Origin of the sequence: Streptomyces cinnamoneus (assembly GCF_002939475.1) — a bacterium.
GTDB lineage: Bacteria > Actinomycetota > Actinomycetes > Streptomycetales > Streptomycetaceae > Streptomyces > Streptomyces cinnamoneus_A.
The window spans coordinates 3,873,195-3,891,569 of record NZ_PKFQ01000001.1; the positions used below are offsets into that span (position 1 = coordinate 3,873,195).

Sequence of the window (18,375 nt, forward strand, 5' to 3'; positions counted from 1 at the left end):
CATACGCTGTCCCTCGTGACAGAGCCAGTGGTGCGCATTCCGGATGCGAAGGTCGCCCTGTCAACGGCATCGGTCTACCCCGAGTCGACGGCGACGGCCTTCGAGATCGCCGCGCGCCTGGGCTACGACGGTGTCGAGGTCATGGTGTGGACCGACCCCGTCAGCCAGGACATCGACGCGCTGCGTCGCCTCTCCGACTACCACCGGGTGCCCATCCTGGCCGTTCACGCACCCTGCCTCCTGATCACCCAGCGGGTCTGGTCGACGGACCCCTGGGTCAAGCTCCAGCGGGCCCGCGCGGCCGCCGAGAAGCTGGGCGCGAGCACGGTCGTCGTCCACCCGCCGTTCCGCTGGCAACGCTCGTACGCGCGGGAGTTCGTGCGCGGGATCTGGCGCATGGCGGACGAGACGGACGTCCGGTTCGCGGTCGAGAACATGTACCCCTGGCGCTACCGCGACCGCGAGATGCTTGCCTACTCGCCCGACTGGGACGTCACCAAGGACGACTACCGGCACTTCACCGTCGACCTCTCCCACACGTCGACGGCCAGGACCGACGCCCTCCAGATGGTCGACCGCATGGGTGACCGGCTCGCCCACATCCACCTCGCCGACGGCAACGGCTCCGCCAAGGACGAGCACCTGGTCCCCGGGCGCGGCAAGCAGCCCTGCGCCGAGCTGCTGGAACGCCTCGCGGTCAGCGGCTTCGACGGGCACGTCGTGATCGAGGTCAACACCCGGCGCGCGATGTCCGCCGCCGAGCGCGAGGCCGACCTGGCCGAGGCCCTGGCCTTCACCCGGCTCCACCTCGCCTCCCCGACGGGCGCCCGGCGGCCATGACGGGAACGCCGGAGAAGCCGGACGGGCGGCAGAAGGCGGAGGGCCCGCCGGCGGCCGGCGGCACGCCGCCCGCCCCCCGCAGGCGCGGCCGCCCCTCCCGCACGGCCGCCGGCAGCGGCCCGGGCGCGCGCGAGCGCATCCTCACCGCGGCCCGCGCCGAGTTCGCCGAGCACGGCTACGACGGGGCGTCCATCCGCGGGATGGCGAAGAACGCGGGCGTGGACCCCGCGCTGGTCCACCACTACTTCGGCCCCAAGGAGAAGATCTTCGCCGCGGCCGTCGAGACGGCCTTCGCCCCCGCGCTCAGCGTCGCGGACCTCGTCATCGACGCCGGCCCCGAGGGCGCGGGCGAGCGGATGGCGCGCTTCGTGCTGGGCGTGTGGGAGGACCCGGTCACGCGCGAACCGCTGCTCGCGATCCTCCGCTCGGCCGTCGCCAACGAGACCGCGGCGGGCGTCTTCCGCGACCTGGTCTCCAGCCGGCTCATGATCCGCCTCGCCGCCGAGCTGGACGGCCCCGACGCCCGGCTGCGCTCGGAACTCGCGGCGTCCCACCTGGTGGGCGTGGCCATGCTGCGGCACGTGATCAAACTGGAGCCCCTGGCCTCGGCCGACGTCGAGCAGGTCGTGGCCATGGTGGGACCGGCGGTGCAGCGCTATCTGACGGGTGCCTGACCGGGCCCGTCCCCCTCCCGCCCGGTGTCTCACATGACGGAAATCCCGTCCGCCACCCGGATGACCGGCGTAGGCTCGAAGGTCAGGTTCCGGGAGAGCAGATCCGGGAACCGGTCCCAGGATTCGAGGAGTGGAGCAGGATGCCCGAGCTGAGGTCCCGCACCGTCACCCACGGCCGCAACATGGCGGGCGCCCGAGCCCTTCTGCGCGCCGCGGGCGTAGCGCGCGAGGACTTCGGCAAGCCGATCATCGCGGTGGCGAACAGCTTCACCGAGTTCGTGCCGGGCCACACCCACCTCCAGCCCGTCGGCCGGATCGTCTCCGACGCGATCAAGGCGGCCGGCGGCGTCCCCCGCGAGTTCAACACCATCGCGGTCGACGACGGCATCGCCATGGGCCACGGCGGCATGCTCTACTCGCTGCCCTCCCGCGACCTGATCGCCGACTCCGTCGAGTACATGGTCGAGGCCCACTGCGCGGACGCCCTGATCTGCATCTCCAACTGCGACAAGATCACGCCCGGCATGCTCATGGCCGCGATGCGCCTGAACATCCCCGTCGTCTTCGTCTCCGGCGGCCCCATGGAGGCCGGCCAGGCGACGCTCGTCGACGGCACCGTCCGCAAGCTCGACCTGATCAACGCCATCGTCGACTCGGTCAACGAGAGCGTGTCCGACGAGGACGTCCTCCGCATCGAGGAGAACGCCTGCCCCACCTGCGGCTCGTGTTCCGGCATGTTCACGGCCAACTCCATGAACTGCCTCACCGAGGCCATCGGCCTCTCCCTGCCCGGCAACGGCTCGGTCCTCGCCACGCACACCGCCCGCAAGGCGCTCTACGAGAACGCCGGCCGCACGGTCGTCGAGATCACCAAGCGGTACTACGAGCAGGGCGACGAGTCCGTCCTGCCGCGCAACGTCGCCACCCGCGCCGCCTTCGAGAACGCCATGGCCCTCGACATCGCCATGGGCGGCTCCACCAACACGATCCTCCACCTGCTCGCCGCCGCCCAGGAGGCCGAGCTCGACTACGACCTGACGGACATCGACGAGGTCTCGCGCCGCGTGCCCTGCCTCGCCAAGGTCGCCCCGAACGTCGCCCCCGGCGGCACGTACTACATGGAGGACGTGCACCGCGCCGGCGGCGTCCCCGCCATCCTCGGCGAGCTCTGGCGCGGTGGCCTGCTCAACGAGGACGTGCACACCGTGCACGCGCCCTCACTGGCCGAGTGGCTCAAGACCTGGGACGTCCGCGGCGGCTCCCCGTCCGCCGAGGCGGTCGAGATGTGGCACGCCGCCCCCGGCTGCGTCCGCTCCGCCACCGCCTTCTCCCAGTCCGAGCGCTGGGAGTCCCTCGACGTCGACGCCGAGAACGGCTGCATCCGCTCCGCCGAGCACGCCTACTCCAAGGACGGCGGCCTCGCGGTCCTCAGGGGCAACCTCGCCGTCGACGGCTGCGTCGTGAAGACGGCCGGCGTCGACGAGTCGATCTGGACCTTCGAGGGCCCGGCCGTCGTCTGCGAGTCGCAGGACGAGGCCGTCGAGAAGATCCTCTCCAAGGGCGTCAAGGAGGGCGACGTCGTCGTCATCCGCTACGAGGGCCCGCGCGGCGGCCCCGGCATGCAGGAGATGCTCTACCCGACCTCCTTCCTCAAGGGCCGCGGCCTCGGCAAGGCCTGCGCCCTCGTGACCGACGGCCGCTTCTCCGGCGGCACGTCGGGCCTGTCGATCGGCCACGCCTCGCCCGAGGCCGCCTCGGGCGGCACGATCGCCCTCGTCGAGGACGGCGACCGCATCCGCATCGACATCCCGGGCCGCTCCATCGAACTGCTCGTCCCCGAGGCCGAACTGGCGGCCCGCCGGGAGGCCCTCGGCGGCCGGTACGCCCCGAAGAACCGCGACCGCAAGGTCTCCGCGGCGCTGCGGGCCTACGCGGCCATGGCCACCAGCGCCGACAAGGGCGCGGTCCGTGACGTGAGCAAGCTCGGCTGAAGCCGGACCGGGACCGGCGGCGCGGGACGCCTGCGCTGCCGGACCGGACCGGCCCCGCTCACCGCCAGCCGGCCGGGTTGGCGTTCACCGCGAACACCGACCCGTCCGGTGCCGCCCCGAACACCTTGCCCTCCGCCGCCACCGGCGCCGGGAGCAGTTCCAGGAAGCCCCGCCCGGCCTTGGCCAGGCGGGGCGACGTCGTACCGAGCAGCGCACCCCGCGCCGTGTCCACGGCCAGCAGCCGGCCGTCGCCCGACGAGAAGTACAGCCGGTCGTCGGCGGCCAGCAGCGGTGAGGCGTTGGCCACCGAGGTGTCCAGACGCCACAACGGACCCGCGGACTTCGCCCCGCCCGTACCGACGGCCGTCAGCCCGCCGTCCGACGACAGCACGTAGACCGTGTCCCCGCGCGCGACCACGCTCGTGGCCTGCACGCGCGTGGCCAGCGGCACACGGCGCTCACGCCCGATGCCCGGCGCGTACCGCACCACGGCCGAGACGTGGTTGAGGGAGTCCGACTCCGAGAGGTACAAAGCGTCGCCGGAGTCCGCCCCCACCGCGGTGAGGTTGCCCTCGGCCTGCCACTCCCACAGCGTCGCGCCCCGCGCCACGTCGACGGCCACGACGTGCGTACGACGCCCGTCCGGGGAGATCGTGACGCCGAAGGCCGGCCCACCGCCGAAGTACGAGAAGACGGGCTTCGTCCCGCCGGGCAGCCGGCGCCGCCAGCGCTCGGCGTTCGTGGCGCCGTCGACGGCGGTCACGGTGCCGTCCCCCGCGACCAGCAGCACCGTGTCGCCCGCGTGGTAGACCCGCCCGTCGTACGCCGCCACGTCGCGCGTCCAGCGCGGCTCGCCCGTGGCCGGGTCGAGCGCCGACAGCTTCCGCCCGTCCATCGACAGGGCGTGGACCAGGCCGCCCGAGACGACCGGGGCGCTCAGGGATCCGCTGAAGGGCGAGGGGACCGCGGCCGTCCGCCGCCAGGCCACCTTCCCGGTCGCCACCTCCACCCGGGCCGCCTGCACTCCGCGCGCCGAGCAGTACAGCGCCCCGCCCGCGTACGAACAGAAGCCCGCTCGCACCTCGCCGGAGCCCGCCGCGTCCTCCGCGACGGACGCCTCCCACGGGTGCCACGCCGCACCGGCCGGGGTGGGCCGCGCCTGCGACGGCTGCCGCACGTCCCCGGCCCGGCCCACCGCCCACGTCGCACCGGCCGCGAGAGCCACAACCACGGCGGCGGCCACAGCGAGCCAGTGGCGCCGCGGGAGGCGCCGGCGGGGACGCGGAGGGGGGACGGCGGCGGGGGCGGGGACGGGCGTGCGGGATATGCCGGTCGGACCGGACGGCCCGGCCGCCGCCGGGCGGGGCCGCGGCCGGGCCGTGAAGGCCGCTTCGACGGCCGCCACCGGGCGTTCGCGGGAAGGCACCGGCACGGCGCGGTCCTCACCGTCCCCGTCCGCGGCCGGCTGCGACAGCATCGCCATCACGGCGTCCGGCGTGGGCCGGTCGGCGGGCTCCTTCGCCAGACAGGCGCGGATCAACGGCACGAGGTCGACCGGAACGCCCGTCAGGTCGGGCTCGTCGTGCACCACCTGATAGGCGACGAGGTACGGGCTGTCCGACGCGAACGGCCCCCGCCCCGTCGCCGCGTGCACCAGCAGCGACGCCAACGCGAACACGTCCGCCGCCGGCCCCACCTCGCGCGGCCGCTGGAACTGCTCCGGCGCCATGAAGGGCGGGGTGCCGATGAGCTTCCCCGTCTCCGTGTGCAGCTCGCTGTCGTACGGGCGGGAGATGCCGAAGTCGATGACCTTGGGGCCGTCCTCGGCGAGCAGCACGTTGCTGGGCTTGAGGTCCCGGTGGACGACCCCGGCGCGATGGATGTCGCGCAGCGCCTCGGCCAGCCCGGCGGCCAGCCGCCGCACCGCCTCCGCCTCCAGCGGCCCACGGCGCTTCACCCGCTCGGACAGCGTGGGACCGGGGATGTAGAGAGTGGCCATCCAGGGCCGTTCGCCGTCGGGGTCCGCGTCGACCACGGGCGCGGTGAACGCCCCGCTCACCCGCCGGGCCGCCGCGACCTCCTGACGGAAACGGGCCCGGAACTCCGGGTCCGCCGCGTACTCGGCGTGGACGACCTTCACCGCGAGCCGCAGCCCCGAAGCCGAACGCGCCAGATGGACCACGCCCATGCCACCGGAGCCCAGACGGCCTTCCAGCCGGTACCGGCCCGCGTACCGCGGATCGTCCGCTTCGGCTCCCGCCCCGGCACCGCGCAGCGGCGGCATGGCCCACCCCCGTGTCACCTGAGTCATTCGGCCGCTTTCGGCGACCTGCGGAGCCTAATCGATGGGCCGGGGGGAACCGGGGGAGGCATGCCGGACGTCGATAGCCTGCGCATGACATTTCACGGCTCATCTGCCGACTTCATCTTCTGTTCCCCTGGGGGGAGAACCAGCGTGACGAACTACCCGCTCGCACCCGGTTACCAGGTCAACGTCCGCCGCGGCCCGAGCACCGACAGCGAACTCATCAAGGTCCTGCCGCAGGGCACCAGCGTGCAGATCCGCTGCCAGACGAGAGGGGAGACGGTCTCCGGCCCCTGCGGCACCACGGACGTCTGGGACAGCATCGCGCCGGGCCAGTACGTGTCCGACGCCTATGTGAAGACGGGCACCAGCGGTTTCGTGGCCGTCCGCTGCGCGGGCTGAGGCGAGCGGGGACGCTGGCCCAGGACGGCGTCCGGGGACGGCCGCGGATAATCGACGCATGAGCGATGCGCATGAGGCCCCCGGCCCCCGCCCGGAGCCCCTCCGGTTCTTCGGAACCACCTGGGTCGACCACGACGGCGGCTACGCGCTGCGCCGCGCCGGCGTCGCCGCGGGTTCCCTGGTGGCGGCGGTGGCAGGAGCGTTCCTGCTGCGCTTCGGTTACGAGGGCCTGGCGATCGCCCAGGTCGGCGGCCTCGTGAACCTCATGGTCGTGGTGGCCTTCGCCGTGTGCAGTGCGCTGGGTTTCCGCCGGACCTGGGACGGCTTCGTCCGCCGCCCCGAGGCGGGGGCGACGGACGCGGCGGCAGAACGCTCGATGCACAGCATCGTGATGATCGGGTTCGTCGGCGTCCTGCTCGCCTACTTCTTCCGGAGCTTCGTCGAGGCCCCGGGTGAGCGTCTCCACCGCGCGGAGTACGAGCAGGAAAGCGCACGCCACGAGCGTCGCCGCTCGGCCCGCACCGGCAACCCGGCGGCGAGGGCGTCCAAGGGGCGGCGCAAGCACCCCTGAACGTCGTGTAGAGTTCTCCGAGTTGCCACACGGCAGCACCAATCACCACCGCACGGCCCCTGAACGGGAAGCAATTCGGCCTGCCGAATTACCGACCGGACTCCGATTAGGAGTCGCCAGGAAAATCCGCTAAAGTGGTGAACACCCCGCCGACAGGGGAATCGGAAACCGAATTCGGACCGGAAACGGAACGGAAAAGGATCTGATAGAGTCGGAACACGAAATACCGAAGGGAAGCGCCCGGAGGAAAGCCCGAGAGGGTGAGTACAAAGGAAGCGTCCGTTCCTTGAGAACTCAACAGCGTGCCAAAAGTCAACGCCAGATATGTTGACACCCCGTCCATCTCGATGGATGAGGTTCCTTTAAAAGTCCTGCCGGGTCCGTATGGATCGGGTAGGCACACACAGCGAGGACGCTGTGAACGACCGGGCTTATTCCGCCTGGTTGTTCCGCTCTCGTGGTGTCGACCCGATTACGGGTAAACATTCACGGAGAGTTTGATCCTGGCTCAGGACGAACGCTGGCGGCGTGCTTAACACATGCAAGTCGAACGATGAAGCCCTTCGGGGTGGATTAGTGGCGAACGGGTGAGTAACACGTGGGCAATCTGCCCTGCACTCTGGGACAAGCCCTGGAAACGGGGTCTAATACCGGATACGACCGCTGACCGCATGGTTGGTGGTGGAAAGCTCCGGCGGTGCAGGATGAGCCCGCGGCCTATCAGCTTGTTGGTGGGGTGATGGCCTACCAAGGCGACGACGGGTAGCCGGCCTGAGAGGGCGACCGGCCACACTGGGACTGAGACACGGCCCAGACTCCTACGGGAGGCAGCAGTGGGGAATATTGCACAATGGGCGAAAGCCTGATGCAGCGACGCCGCGTGAGGGATGACGGCCTTCGGGTTGTAAACCTCTTTCAGCAGGGAAGAAGCGAAAGTGACGGTACCTGCAGAAGAAGCGCCGGCTAACTACGTGCCAGCAGCCGCGGTAATACGTAGGGCGCAAGCGTTGTCCGGAATTATTGGGCGTAAAGAGCTCGTAGGCGGCTTGTTGCGTCGGATGTGAAAGCCCGGGGCTTAACCCCGGGTCTGCATTCGATACGGGCAGGCTAGAGTTCGGTAGGGGAGATCGGAATTCCTGGTGTAGCGGTGAAATGCGCAGATATCAGGAGGAACACCGGTGGCGAAGGCGGATCTCTGGGCCGATACTGACGCTGAGGAGCGAAAGCGTGGGGAGCGAACAGGATTAGATACCCTGGTAGTCCACGCCGTAAACGTTGGGAACTAGGTGTGGGCGACATTCCACGTCGTCCGTGCCGCAGCTAACGCATTAAGTTCCCCGCCTGGGGAGTACGGCCGCAAGGCTAAAACTCAAAGGAATTGACGGGGGCCCGCACAAGCAGCGGAGCATGTGGCTTAATTCGACGCAACGCGAAGAACCTTACCAAGGCTTGACATACACCGGAAACGGCCAGAGATGGTCGCCCCCTTGTGGTCGGTGTACAGGTGGTGCATGGCTGTCGTCAGCTCGTGTCGTGAGATGTTGGGTTAAGTCCCGCAACGAGCGCAACCCTTGTTCTGTGTTGCCAGCATGCCCTTCGGGGTGATGGGGACTCACAGGAGACTGCCGGGGTCAACTCGGAGGAAGGTGGGGACGACGTCAAGTCATCATGCCCCTTATGTCTTGGGCTGCACACGTGCTACAATGGCCGGTACAATGAGCTGCGATACCGCGAGGTGGAGCGAATCTCAAAAAGCCGGTCTCAGTTCGGATTGGGGTCTGCAACTCGACCCCATGAAGTTGGAGTTGCTAGTAATCGCAGATCAGCATTGCTGCGGTGAATACGTTCCCGGGCCTTGTACACACCGCCCGTCACGTCACGAAAGTCGGTAACACCCGAAGCCGGTGGCCCAACCCTTGTGGAGGGAGCCGTCGAAGGTGGGACTGGCGATTGGGACGAAGTCGTAACAAGGTAGCCGTACCGGAAGGTGCGGCTGGATCACCTCCTTTCTAAGGAGCACATAGCCGACTGCAAGCGAATGTCTTGCACGGTTGCTCATGGGTGGAACGTTGACTATTCGGCACAGTTCTTGAGGGTTCACTAGTACTGCTTCGGCGTGGAACGTGAAATTTCTGAGGGGCTGGGTCGGGCACGCTGTTGGGTATCTGAGGGTACGGAACGTAAGTTTCGAACCTTCGCGATGCCGGCCCCAGTGCACTCACTGCTTCGGTGGTGGGGTGATGGGTGGCTGGTCGTTGCTTGAGAACTGCACAGTGGACGCGAGCATCTGTGGCCAAGTTTTTAAGGGCGCACGGTGGATGCCTTGGCACCAGGAACCGATGAAGGACGTGGGAGGCCACGATAGGCCCCGGGGAGCTGTCAACCGAGCTTTGATCCGGGGGTGTCCGAATGGGGAAACCCGGCAGTCGTCATGGGCTGTCACCCGCTGCTGAACACATAGGCAGTGTGGAGGGAACGCGGGGAAGTGAAACATCTCAGTACCCGCAGGAAGAGAAAACAACCGTGATTCCGGGAGTAGTGGCGAGCGAAACCGGATGAGGCCAAACCGTATGTGTGTGATACCCGGCAGGGGTTGCGCATGCGGGGTTGTGGGATCTCTTTTTCATAGTCTGCCGGCTGTGAGACGAGTCAGAAACCGTTGATGTAGGCGAAGGACATGCGAAAGGTCCGGCGTAGAGGGTAAGACCCCCGTAGCTGAAACATTGACGGCTCGTTTAAGAGACACCCAAGTAGCACGGGGCCCGAGAAATCCCGTGTGAATCTGGCGGGACCACCCGCTAAGCCTAAATATTCCCTGGTGACCGATAGCGGATAGTACCGTGAGGGAATGGTGAAAAGTACCGCGGGAGCGGAGTGAAATAGTACCTGAAACCGTGTGCCTACAAGCCGTGGGAGCGTCGCGCATCGAGCTTGCTCGGTGCGTCGTGACTGCGTGCCTTTTGAAGAATGAGCCTGCGAGTTTGCGGTATGTTGCGAGGTTAACCCGTGTGGGGAAGCCGTAGCGAAAGCGAGTCCGAATAGGGCGTTTGAGTAGCGTGCCCAAGACCCGAAGCGGAGTGATCTAGCCATGGGCAGGTTGAAGCGGAGGTAAGACTTCGTGGAGGACCGAACCCACCAGGGTTGAAAACCTGGGGGATGACCTGTGGTTAGGGGTGAAAGGCCAATCAAACTCCGTGATAGCTGGTTCTCCCCGAAATGCATTTAGGTGCAGCGTCGTGTGTTTCTTGCCGGAGGTAGAGCACTGGATAGGCGATGGGCCCTACCGGGTTACTGACCTTAGCCAAACTCCGAATGCCGGTAAGTGAGAGCGCGGCAGTGAGACTGTGGGGGATAAGCTCCATGGTCGAGAGGGAAACAGCCCAGAGCATCGACTAAGGCCCCTAAGCGTACGCTAAGTGGGAAAGGATGTGGAGTCGCAGAGACAACCAGGAGGTTGGCTTAGAAGCAGCCACCCTTGAAAGAGTGCGTAATAGCTCACTGGTCAAGTGATTCCGCGCCGACAATGTAGCGGGGCTCAAGCGTACCGCCGAAGTCGTGTCATTGCAGTATGTACCCCCAACGGGGACTGTGATGGGTAGGGGAGCGTCGTGTGCCGGGTGAAGCAGCCGCGGAAGCGAGTTGTGGACGGTTCACGAGTGAGAATGCAGGCATGAGTAGCGATACACACGTGAGAAACGTGTGCGCCGATTGACTAAGGGTTCCTGGGTCAAGCTGATCTGCCCAGGGTAAGTCGGGACCTAAGGCGAGGCCGACAGGCGTAGTCGATGGACAACCGGTTGATATTCCGGTACCCGCTTTGAAACGCCCAATATCGAATCAGGCGATGCTAAGTCCGTGAAGCCGCCCTGGAGTCTTCGGACAAAGGGGAGTGGTGGAGCCGACGAACCAGACTTGTAGTAGGTAAGCGATGGGGTGACGCAGGAAGGTAGTCCAGCCCGGGCGGTGGTAGTCCCGGGGTAAGGGTGTAGGCCGTGTGATAGGCAAATCCGTCACACATTAAGGCTGAGACCTGATGCCGAGCCGATTGTGGTGAAGTGGATGATCCTATGCTGTCGAGAAAAGCCTCTAGCGAGTTTCATGGCGGCCCGTACCCTAAACCGACTCAGGTGGTCAGGTAGAGAATACCGAGGCGTTCGGGTGAACTATGGTTAAGGAACTCGGCAAAATGCCCCCGTAACTTCGGGAGAAGGGGGGCCATGTCTGGTGAGGGAACTTGCTTCCTGAGCTGGGTGTGGCCGCAGAGACCAGCGAGAAGCGACTGTTTACTAAAAACACAGGTCCGTGCGAAGCCGTAAGGCGATGTATACGGACTGACGCCTGCCCGGTGCTGGAACGTTAAGGGGACCGGTTAGCTCCATTTCGGTGGGGCGAAGCTGAGAACTTAAGCGCCAGTAAACGGCGGTGGTAACTATAACCATCCTAAGGTAGCGAAATTCCTTGTCGGGTAAGTTCCGACCTGCACGAATGGCGTAACGACTTCTCGACTGTCTCAACCATAGGCCCGGTGAAATTGCACTACGAGTAAAGATGCTCGTTTCGCGCAGCAGGACGGAAAGACCCCGGGACCTTTACTATAGCTTGATATTGGTGTTCGGTTCGGCTTGTGTAGGATAGGTGGGAGACTGTGAAGCATGCACGCCAGTGTGTGTGGAGTCGTCGTTGAAATACCACTCTGGTCGTGCTGGATGTCTAACCTGGGTCCGTGATCCGGATCAGGGACAGTGTCTGGTGGGTAGTTTAACTGGGGCGGTTGCCTCCTAAAGGGTAACGGAGGCGCCCAAAGGTTCCCTCAGCCTGGTTGGCAATCAGGTGTTGAGTGTAAGTGCACAAGGGAGCTTGACTGTGAGACCGACGGGTCGAGCAGGGACGAAAGTCGGGACTAGTGATCCGGCGGTGGCTTGTGGAAGCGCCGTCGCTCAACGGATAAAAGGTACCCCGGGGATAACAGGCTGATCTTCCCCAAGAGTCCATATCGACGGGATGGTTTGGCACCTCGATGTCGGCTCGTCGCATCCTGGGGCTGGAGTCGGTCCCAAGGGTTGGGCTGTTCGCCCATTAAAGCGGTACGCGAGCTGGGTTTAGAACGTCGTGAGACAGTTCGGTCCCTATCCGCTGTGCGCGTAGGAGTCTTGAGAAGGGCTGTCCCTAGTACGAGAGGACCGGGACGGACGAACCTCTGGTGTGCCAGTTGTCCTGCCAAGGGCATGGCTGGTTGGCTACGTTCGGGAGGGATAACCGCTGAAAGCATCTAAGCGGGAAGCCTGCTTCGAGATGAGGACTCCCACCCACTTGATGGGGTAAGGCTCCCAGTAGACGACTGGGTTGATAGGCCAGGTGTGGAAGACCGGTAACGGTTGGAGCTGACTGGTACTAATAGGCCGAGGGCTTGTCCTCAGTTGCTCGCGTCCACTGTGTAGGTTCTGAAGTAACGACCTGTGATTTTGCCGGGTTGGTTAACTTCATAGTGTTTCGGTGGTCATAGCGTTAGGGAAACGCCCGGTTACATTCCGAACCCGGAAGCTAAGCCTTTCAGCGCCGATGGTACTGCAGGGGGGACCCTGTGGGAGAGTAGGACGCCGCCGAACAAATTTTGAATGCCGTAGGCCCCGAGTCGAATTGAATTCGACTCGGGGCCTACGGCTTTTTTGCGTTCACCGCGGCCTCACGCCGAACGGTCCAGATCCGCCCTCCGCACGGCCCCCCGCAACGGCAGTCCCAGCACCCACCGTTCCACTTCCTCCACCGCGTACGCCCCCAGCCGCCGCACTTCGCTGCCCTGCGCACCCGCGATGTGCGGCGTGACCAGGACGTTCGGCAGCGCGAGCAGCTGATGGCCGTGCGGGAGCGGCTCCGGGTCCGTGACGTCGAGGAAGGCGTTGAGCCGCCCGGAGGCGCATTCCCGCACCAGGCTCTCCGTGTCGACGAGGGAGCCCCGTGCGGTGTTGACGACGGTTCCGCCGTCCGGGATCAGAGCAAGTCGTTCGGCGTTCAGCAAGCCCCGGGTCTCCGGAAGCTCCGGGGCGTGGAGAGTGACCACCCGGCTCGCACCGCACAACGCGTCCACATCGTCGACGAGTTCGGCCCCCAGCCTTTTCGCCTCGTCGGGTGGGACGCACGGGTCGTGCAACAGCACGCGATAGCCGGCGGAAGCCGAACGAAGACGGGCGACCACCCGGCGGCCGATGCGGGAGGCACCGACGACCCCGACCGTCAGGCCGTCGGCACCCCGCCGGTCCTGGAAGACGGGCCACCCCGCCCTCCCGCCTCGGGCCGCGTACGAGGCCGCCGAGGTGAGGGCCTGCTTCGCGGCCAGGACCACGAGCGCGTAGGCGTACTCCGCCACCGGGCCGGCGTTGGCGTCCGCCGCCGACGAGACCGCGATGCCGCGTTCCCACACCGTCGGAGTGACCAGGCCCTTGACCGACCCCGCCGCGTGAACGACCAGCCGCAGCCGCGGAGTGCCCCCCAGCACGTCCGCGGTGAGGGGCGGGGAGCCCCAGCCGGTGATGAGGACGTCCGCAGCCGCGTCCGCTGCGGCACGGCCAGTGGTCACCGTGCCGCAGGCGGCGAGCCGGGCGCGCAGGTCCGGGGGGAAGAGGGCGGCCGTCATGTCCGTACTCGTGCCGATCAAGATGTGAGGCCAGTCACTCATGGGCAGTTCGTCCCCCGCGCAGCGGAGAAAATGCGGGCGATGCCCCGATCGTTTCTCCGCCGCCTCCGTACGTCCGGCCCGTGGGCCGTCGACGCGCTCATCACCGTCGTCGTCCAGGCGGCCGTGACCATTCCGTTCGTGGTGCCGCGCTCGGCGGACGTGCCGCCCGCGACCTGGGCCGCGTACGGCATGACGACGCTCGGCGTGCTGCCGCTGCTGTGGCGGAGCCGGGCCCCGCTCGGCTCGCTGCTCGGAATCACCGTGGCCGGGCTGGCGTACCTGCCGCTCGACGGGCCCGGGCAGCCCATGCCGTACGCCCCGCTGGTCGCCCTCTTCACGGTCGCGGCCCAGGGCGGCCTGTGGCAGCGGCGGGTGACGATCGGTCTGGGCCTGCCGCTGGTCGCCGTCGCGGTCGCCCTGCGGACGAACACGGCCCGCGAGTACCTCTTCGCGTTCTTCCTCTTCAGCATGGTGTACGTGCTGGGCGTCCTGACCCGTACGCGCCAGGCCTACACCGAGGCCGTCGAGTTGCGGGCCGCCGAGCTGGAGAAGGCGCGGCAGGTGGAGGCCGAACGGGCCGCGGAACGTGAACGGGCCCGCATCGCACGCGAGATGCACGACGTCCTCTCCCACGCCGTCAGTCTGATGATCGTGCAGGCCGAGGCCGGTCCGCTGGTCGTGCGGTCGGACCCCGACCGTGCCGAGGCCGCCTTCGACGCGATCGCCGGGGCGGGCCGGGACGCGATGGTGCAGTTGCGGCGGATGCTGGGAGTGCTGAAGGACGAGCCCGGTGGGACGCGCAGCCCGCAGCCGACGCTGGAGGACCTCGACGACCTGGTGGCCGAGGTCAGGCGCACGGGTCTGCGGGTGGACCTGGTCGCGCGGGGGGAGCCCCGGGCGCTCGGCCCCGACGTCCAGGTGACCGTCTACCGGGTGGTGCAGGAGGCGCTGACGAACGTGCTCAAGCACGCCGTCGCCGCCTCGGTGGACGTACGCCTCACGTGGCTGCCGGACCGGCTGGAGGTGTCCGTGGAGGACGACGGCGAGAAGGAGGCCGGCGCTCCTGCCGCCGCGGGGGGCGGCGGCAGGGGACTCGTCGGCATCCGGGAGCGCGCCGCGGCGCACGGCGGGACGGCCGTCTTCGGGCCGGGGCCGGGAGGGCTCGGGTTCCGCGTTGCCGTGGAGTTGCCGCTCGTGGTCTGCTCACCCGCGGAGGTGTGAAGTTGACGATCCGTGTGGTGGTGGCCGACGACCAGGAGCTGGTCCGCAGCGGCTTCGCCATGATCCTGGGTGCCCAGCCGGACATCGAGGTCGTGGCGGAGGCGGGCGACGGTGCCGAGGCCGTCGCGGCCGTACGGCGGCACGCGCCGGACGTCGTCCTGCTCGACATCCGGATGCCCCGCATGGACGGCATCGAGGCCGCCCGCGCCGTGTGCGCGGAGACGGACTGCAAGGTCGTCATGCTGACCACCTTCGACCAGGACGACTACGTGTACGAGGCGCTGCACGCGGGGGCGAGCGGCTTCCTGCTGAAGGACGTGCGCCGCGACGACCTGGTGCACGCCGTGCGGGTGGTGGTCGCCGGTGACTCGCTGCTGGCGCCGTCGGTGGCCCGCCGCCTGGTCGCCGACTTCACCTCGCGCGGGCAGGCTGCCGGGGCGGGCGACGGCGGGGTGGCCGCGTCGGCCGCCCTGGGTGCGCTCACCGCGCGCGAACGGGAGACGCTGGTGCTGCTGGGACGGGGGCTGTCGAACGCGGAGATCGCGGGGGAGCTGGTCGTCAGCGAGCACACGGTGAAGACGCACGTCAGCAACGTGCTGTCGAAGCTGGGGCTGCGGGACCGCGTCCAGGCGGTCATCTGCGCGTACGAGACGGGGCTGATCGCTCCCGGCTGCTGAGCAGGGCGTGCCCGCGCGGCGGGGGACTCGCCCGTGCGAGGGAGGCGGGCGGCGTGCACACCCCTCGCGTCGGCGATGCGCGCCGGGGCGTGGATCACGAGGATGGATCCGAAGCCATCACGAGTGATCAGGCGCGGTCGGCGAGTGGTCAGCACTCGCCGTTCCGGGCCTTCTAGGGGGAACGAATCACCATGTCCCGCAAGCGCATCGCCGTCATCGCGGCAGCCGTCGCGGCTGCCGCCGTCATGAGTGCCGTCCCGGCCGCCCAGGCGGCGACGGCCTCCCCGCAGTCGCCCTGCGCCCGGCACCTGTCATCCCACGCCGAGGCCCTGTGCCGGGTGATCCAGGGACTGCCGTCCGCCGACGCGACCGCCGCCCAGGTCCGCTTCGGCGACGACGAAGAGGGCCGCTGGCAGGGGGCGTCGGGCGTGGCGGACGTCCGCACCGGGCGTGCCGTGAAGGGGGACGAGCGCTTCCGCGTGGGCAGCGTCACGAAGGCGTTCACGGCGGCCGTGGTGCTCCAGCTCGTCCACGAGGGCCGCCTGGACCTGGAGGGGTCCGTCCAGCACTACCTGCCGGGCCTGCTGCCCGCGGACTTCCCGGAGATACGGGTCAAGCACCTGCTGAACTACACCAGTGGTCTCCCCAGCGGTGACACCCGGGGGACGGCGGGCGGCCCGGACTGGGAGAAGGGCCGCTTCACCACCTGGGACCACCGTGCGCTCGTGCGGAGCGGTCTGGCCAAGGGCATGTTGTTCCAGCCGGGGGAGAAGCAGAACTACGGCAACATCGACTACAACGTGCTCGGGCTGCTCGTCGAGGAGGTCACCGGTCGTCCGTACGAGCAGGAGCTCCGGGACCGGGTCATCAAGCCCCTGGGCCTCACGGGCACCTACAACCCTGGCGACGACACGGGGATCCGCGGCCGGTACGTGCACGGCTACCAGTCCGTGAAGGACGGGGCCGGGACGAAGCTGGCCGACGTGACGGAGTGGGACCAGTCGGAGACGTGGGCCTCGGGTGACCTCGTCTCCACCACCGCCGACCTGGAGCGTTTCATGACCGCGCTGTTCCGGGGCCGGGTCGTGCCGAAGGCGGAGCTGGAGCTCATGTTCACCGTCCCGGCCGTCCCGACGTACGTCGAACCCGGCAGCGACGACAAGGAGCAGGACGCCACGTACGCCAGCGGTCTGCGCCGCTTCAAGGTCGGCAACGAGTACCTCTACGGCAAGACAGGAAGCCGCTACGGCTATGTGGACGGCTTCGGCGCCACGAAGAACCTCTCGCGCACGCTTGTCTACGCGGTCAACTCGACGGACGCCAAGAGCCCCAAGACCAGCCCGGTCGTGGACGGCATCCTCGCGTCCGCCTTCGCCGGCTAGCCCTCGCGGCTCAGGTCCGGGCCGGGGGCGTGGCGGCGGCTGCGGCCTCGGCGACCTCGGCGAGCAGCCGGCGGCGTTCGGCCGCGTCGATCAGCCGGCCGCGGGTCAGCACGGAGTCGATGCGCAGGGTGTTGCGGATGTCGTGCAGCGGGTCGGCGTCGAGGACGACGAGGTCGGCGGCCTTGCCCGGCTCCACCGTGCCGGCCTCGGTCGCCGTCCCGAGGGCGCGGGAGGGTTCGACGGTGGCCGCCTGAAGGGCCTGCGCGGGGGTCAGGCCCGCCTCGGTGAGGCGCCGGAGCTCGTGGTGCAGCGCGAAGCCGGGGACCAGGTAGGACGTGCCGGTGTCCGTCCCCGCCAGCACGGGCACCCCGCGGCGCCGCATCTCGCCGACCAGGCGGGTGCGGTGGGCGTTGACGTCGCGGAGGTGCGCCGACTCCTCGGGGGTCCGCTCGCCGGTCAGCTCCTTCAGCTGTGCCGGCCAGGCGGCGGTCTGCCGGCGGGGCAGGTACGTCCACTCCGGGTCCGAGGACGGCAGTGTCTCCGGGCGTTCCATCGTGTGGTGCGTGACCAGGGTGGGGGTGACGTACGTGCCGTTGGCGGCCAGCCGGTCGAAGAGGCGGTGGGCGCGGCCCGGGTCGTAGGAGCGGGTGGCCGCCGACTCCAGGTCGTGCACCGCGTGGAACCAGCCGCGGACGCGGCTCATCGTGCTGGGGTCGCGGGGGTTGACGCGCACGGCGTCGAGGCGGCGGCGGATCTCCTCCTCCTTGGACGACGTCGAGAGGAGCAGGGGATGGAGATGTTCCACGCTGTGCTGGCCGGCGTCGGAGGCGTCGGAGACCGTCACCGCGTCGGGGCAGTGGCCGGCGAAGGGGACGCCCCAGCGCAGGGCCTCGTCGGCCAGGGCGAAGTAGGCCTCCCGCGTCAGCCGTGAGTAGACCTTGATGAAGTCGGCGCCCTCCGCCCGGATCCTGCGCACCGTGCTGCGGGCCTCGGCGTCGGTGCGGACCTCGATGGTGGGCACCGGCCAGATGTCCGAGGTCCACAGGCCCGGCGGGCTGTCGACGATCGTGCTGGCGATCACCCAGCGGGGGCCGAGGAGCCGGCCCGCGTTCACCTTGTCGCGCCAGGCGCGGACGGTGGGCGTGCCCCACATCTCGCGCACGGTCGTCACGCCCAGGAGCGGATAGAGCGGGGGGTGGACGCCTTCCGGGCCGCCGCTGTGGGCGTGCGCGTCGATCAGGCCCGGGATGACGTGCTTTCCGGTGAGGTCCACGACCCGGGCGCCCGGGGGCACCTGGAGCTGGGCCGTCGGTCCGGTGGCGACGACGCGGTCACCGCGGACGAGCACGGTCGCGTCGTGCTCGGGCGGGCGGACGCCGGGGGCGGCGAGGAGGGTGGCGTGGATGAGGGCCAGGGTGTGGTCCTGCTCTGCCGTGGGGGCCGGCGCCGGGGCCTCCGCGGCCGTCGCCGTACCGGCGCTGTCGAGCGCCGCCGCTCCGGCCAGGACGGCCGTGGATCCGAGGAACTGGCGCCTACCGCACACGCACATGGCTTGCCCCCTGCTCGTTCGACGACGGCTCGGCCGCCCGGTGGGCGGGGTCGAGTGGCGTCATCCACTGTGGCTCAGCGGCGGGCCGGC

General features: G+C 68.5%; 11 protein-coding genes and 3 rRNA genes. 11 read left to right on the plus strand and 3 right to left on the minus strand.

Features of this window, described 5'->3' with window-relative positions:
• Positions 1-15 precede the first annotated feature (15 nt).
• The 3 genes from CYQ11_RS16995 to ilvD all read left to right on the plus strand — a co-directional run bounded on the left by CYQ11_RS16995 (position 16) and on the right by ilvD (position 3,505).
• On the plus strand, positions 16-840 hold the full coding sequence (locus tag CYQ11_RS16995; protein WP_099197748.1) for a sugar phosphate isomerase/epimerase family protein: 825 nt from the start codon (positions 16-18) through the stop codon (positions 838-840).
• Positions 837-1,514 (plus strand): TetR/AcrR family transcriptional regulator, encoded by a 678-nt coding sequence (locus tag CYQ11_RS17000; RefSeq protein ID WP_099197747.1) that lies wholly within the window; start codon positions 837-839, stop codon positions 1,512-1,514. The genes CYQ11_RS16995 and CYQ11_RS17000 overlap by 4 nt, the downstream gene beginning before the upstream one ends.
• A 140-nt stretch (positions 1,515-1,654) precedes the next feature.
• Positions 1,655-3,505, plus strand: a complete 1,851-nt coding sequence (gene ilvD, locus CYQ11_RS17005) for a dihydroxy-acid dehydratase (protein ID WP_099197746.1) — start codon at positions 1,655-1,657, stop codon at positions 3,503-3,505.
• 58 nt (positions 3,506-3,563) lie between these two features.
• Here ilvD and CYQ11_RS17010 read toward each other — a convergent pair whose 3' ends face one another.
• Positions 3,564-5,789, minus strand: coding sequence for a serine/threonine-protein kinase (locus CYQ11_RS17010; protein ID WP_099197745.1), 2,226 nt, complete (start codon positions 5,787-5,789; stop codon positions 3,564-3,566).
• A 111-nt stretch (positions 5,790-5,900) separates the two neighbouring features.
• On the opposite strand from CYQ11_RS17010, the gene CYQ11_RS17015 reads away from it, so the two are divergent.
• The 5 genes from CYQ11_RS17015 (at position 5,901) to rrf (ending at position 12,389) form a co-directional block, all read left to right on the plus strand.
• Positions 5,901-6,212 carry an SH3 domain-containing protein gene (locus CYQ11_RS17015; RefSeq protein ID WP_240003156.1) on the plus strand — a complete coding sequence of 104 codons (312 nt, stop codon included), beginning with the start codon at positions 5,901-5,903 and terminating at the stop codon, positions 6,210-6,212.
• Positions 6,213-6,270: 58 nt separating this feature from the next.
• Positions 6,271-6,783 (plus strand): hypothetical protein, encoded by a 513-nt coding sequence (locus tag CYQ11_RS17020; RefSeq protein WP_099197744.1) that lies wholly within the window; start codon positions 6,271-6,273, stop codon positions 6,781-6,783.
• A gap of 485 nt (positions 6,784-7,268) precedes the next feature.
• Positions 7,269-8,792, plus strand: a 16S ribosomal RNA gene (locus tag CYQ11_RS17025).
• A 282-nt stretch (positions 8,793-9,074) separates the two neighbouring features.
• Positions 9,075-12,198 (plus strand): 23S ribosomal RNA (locus tag CYQ11_RS17030).
• Between the two features lie 74 nt (positions 12,199-12,272).
• Positions 12,273-12,389, plus strand: a 5S ribosomal RNA gene (gene rrf, locus CYQ11_RS17035).
• Together the 16S, 23S and 5S rRNA genes form the textbook arrangement of a ribosomal RNA operon.
• A 77-nt stretch (positions 12,390-12,466) precedes the next feature.
• Here the strand turns inward: rrf and CYQ11_RS17040 are convergent.
• Positions 12,467-13,456 carry a hydroxyacid dehydrogenase gene (locus tag CYQ11_RS17040; protein ID WP_099199089.1) on the minus strand — a complete coding sequence of 330 codons (990 nt, stop codon included), beginning with the start codon at positions 13,454-13,456 and terminating at the stop codon, positions 12,467-12,469.
• A 39-nt stretch (positions 13,457-13,495) separates the two neighbouring features.
• Between CYQ11_RS17040 and CYQ11_RS17045 the strand changes: the two genes are divergently transcribed.
• The 3 genes from CYQ11_RS17045 (at position 13,496) to CYQ11_RS17055 (ending at position 16,736) form a co-directional block, all read left to right on the plus strand.
• Positions 13,496-14,677, plus strand: coding sequence for a sensor histidine kinase (locus tag CYQ11_RS17045; protein ID WP_099199090.1), 1,182 nt, complete (start codon positions 13,496-13,498; stop codon positions 14,675-14,677).
• A 2-nt stretch (positions 14,678-14,679) separates the two neighbouring features.
• On the plus strand, positions 14,680-15,354 hold the full coding sequence (locus CYQ11_RS17050; RefSeq protein ID WP_099199091.1) for a response regulator transcription factor: 675 nt from the start codon (positions 14,680-14,682) through the stop codon (positions 15,352-15,354).
• Between the two features lie 191 nt (positions 15,355-15,545).
• A complete protein-coding gene (locus CYQ11_RS17055; protein WP_099199092.1) occupies positions 15,546-16,736 on the plus strand; it encodes a serine hydrolase domain-containing protein in 1,191 nt (396 codons plus the stop codon).
• Positions 16,737-16,746: 10 nt separating this feature from the next.
• Here CYQ11_RS17055 and CYQ11_RS17060 read toward each other — a convergent pair whose 3' ends face one another.
• The gene (locus tag CYQ11_RS17060) at positions 16,747-18,279 is read right to left on the minus strand and encodes an amidohydrolase family protein (RefSeq protein ID WP_146104697.1); all 1,533 of its coding nucleotides are present in this window, start codon (positions 18,277-18,279) and stop codon (positions 16,747-16,749) included.
• Between the last annotated feature and the right edge of the window lie 96 nt (positions 18,280-18,375).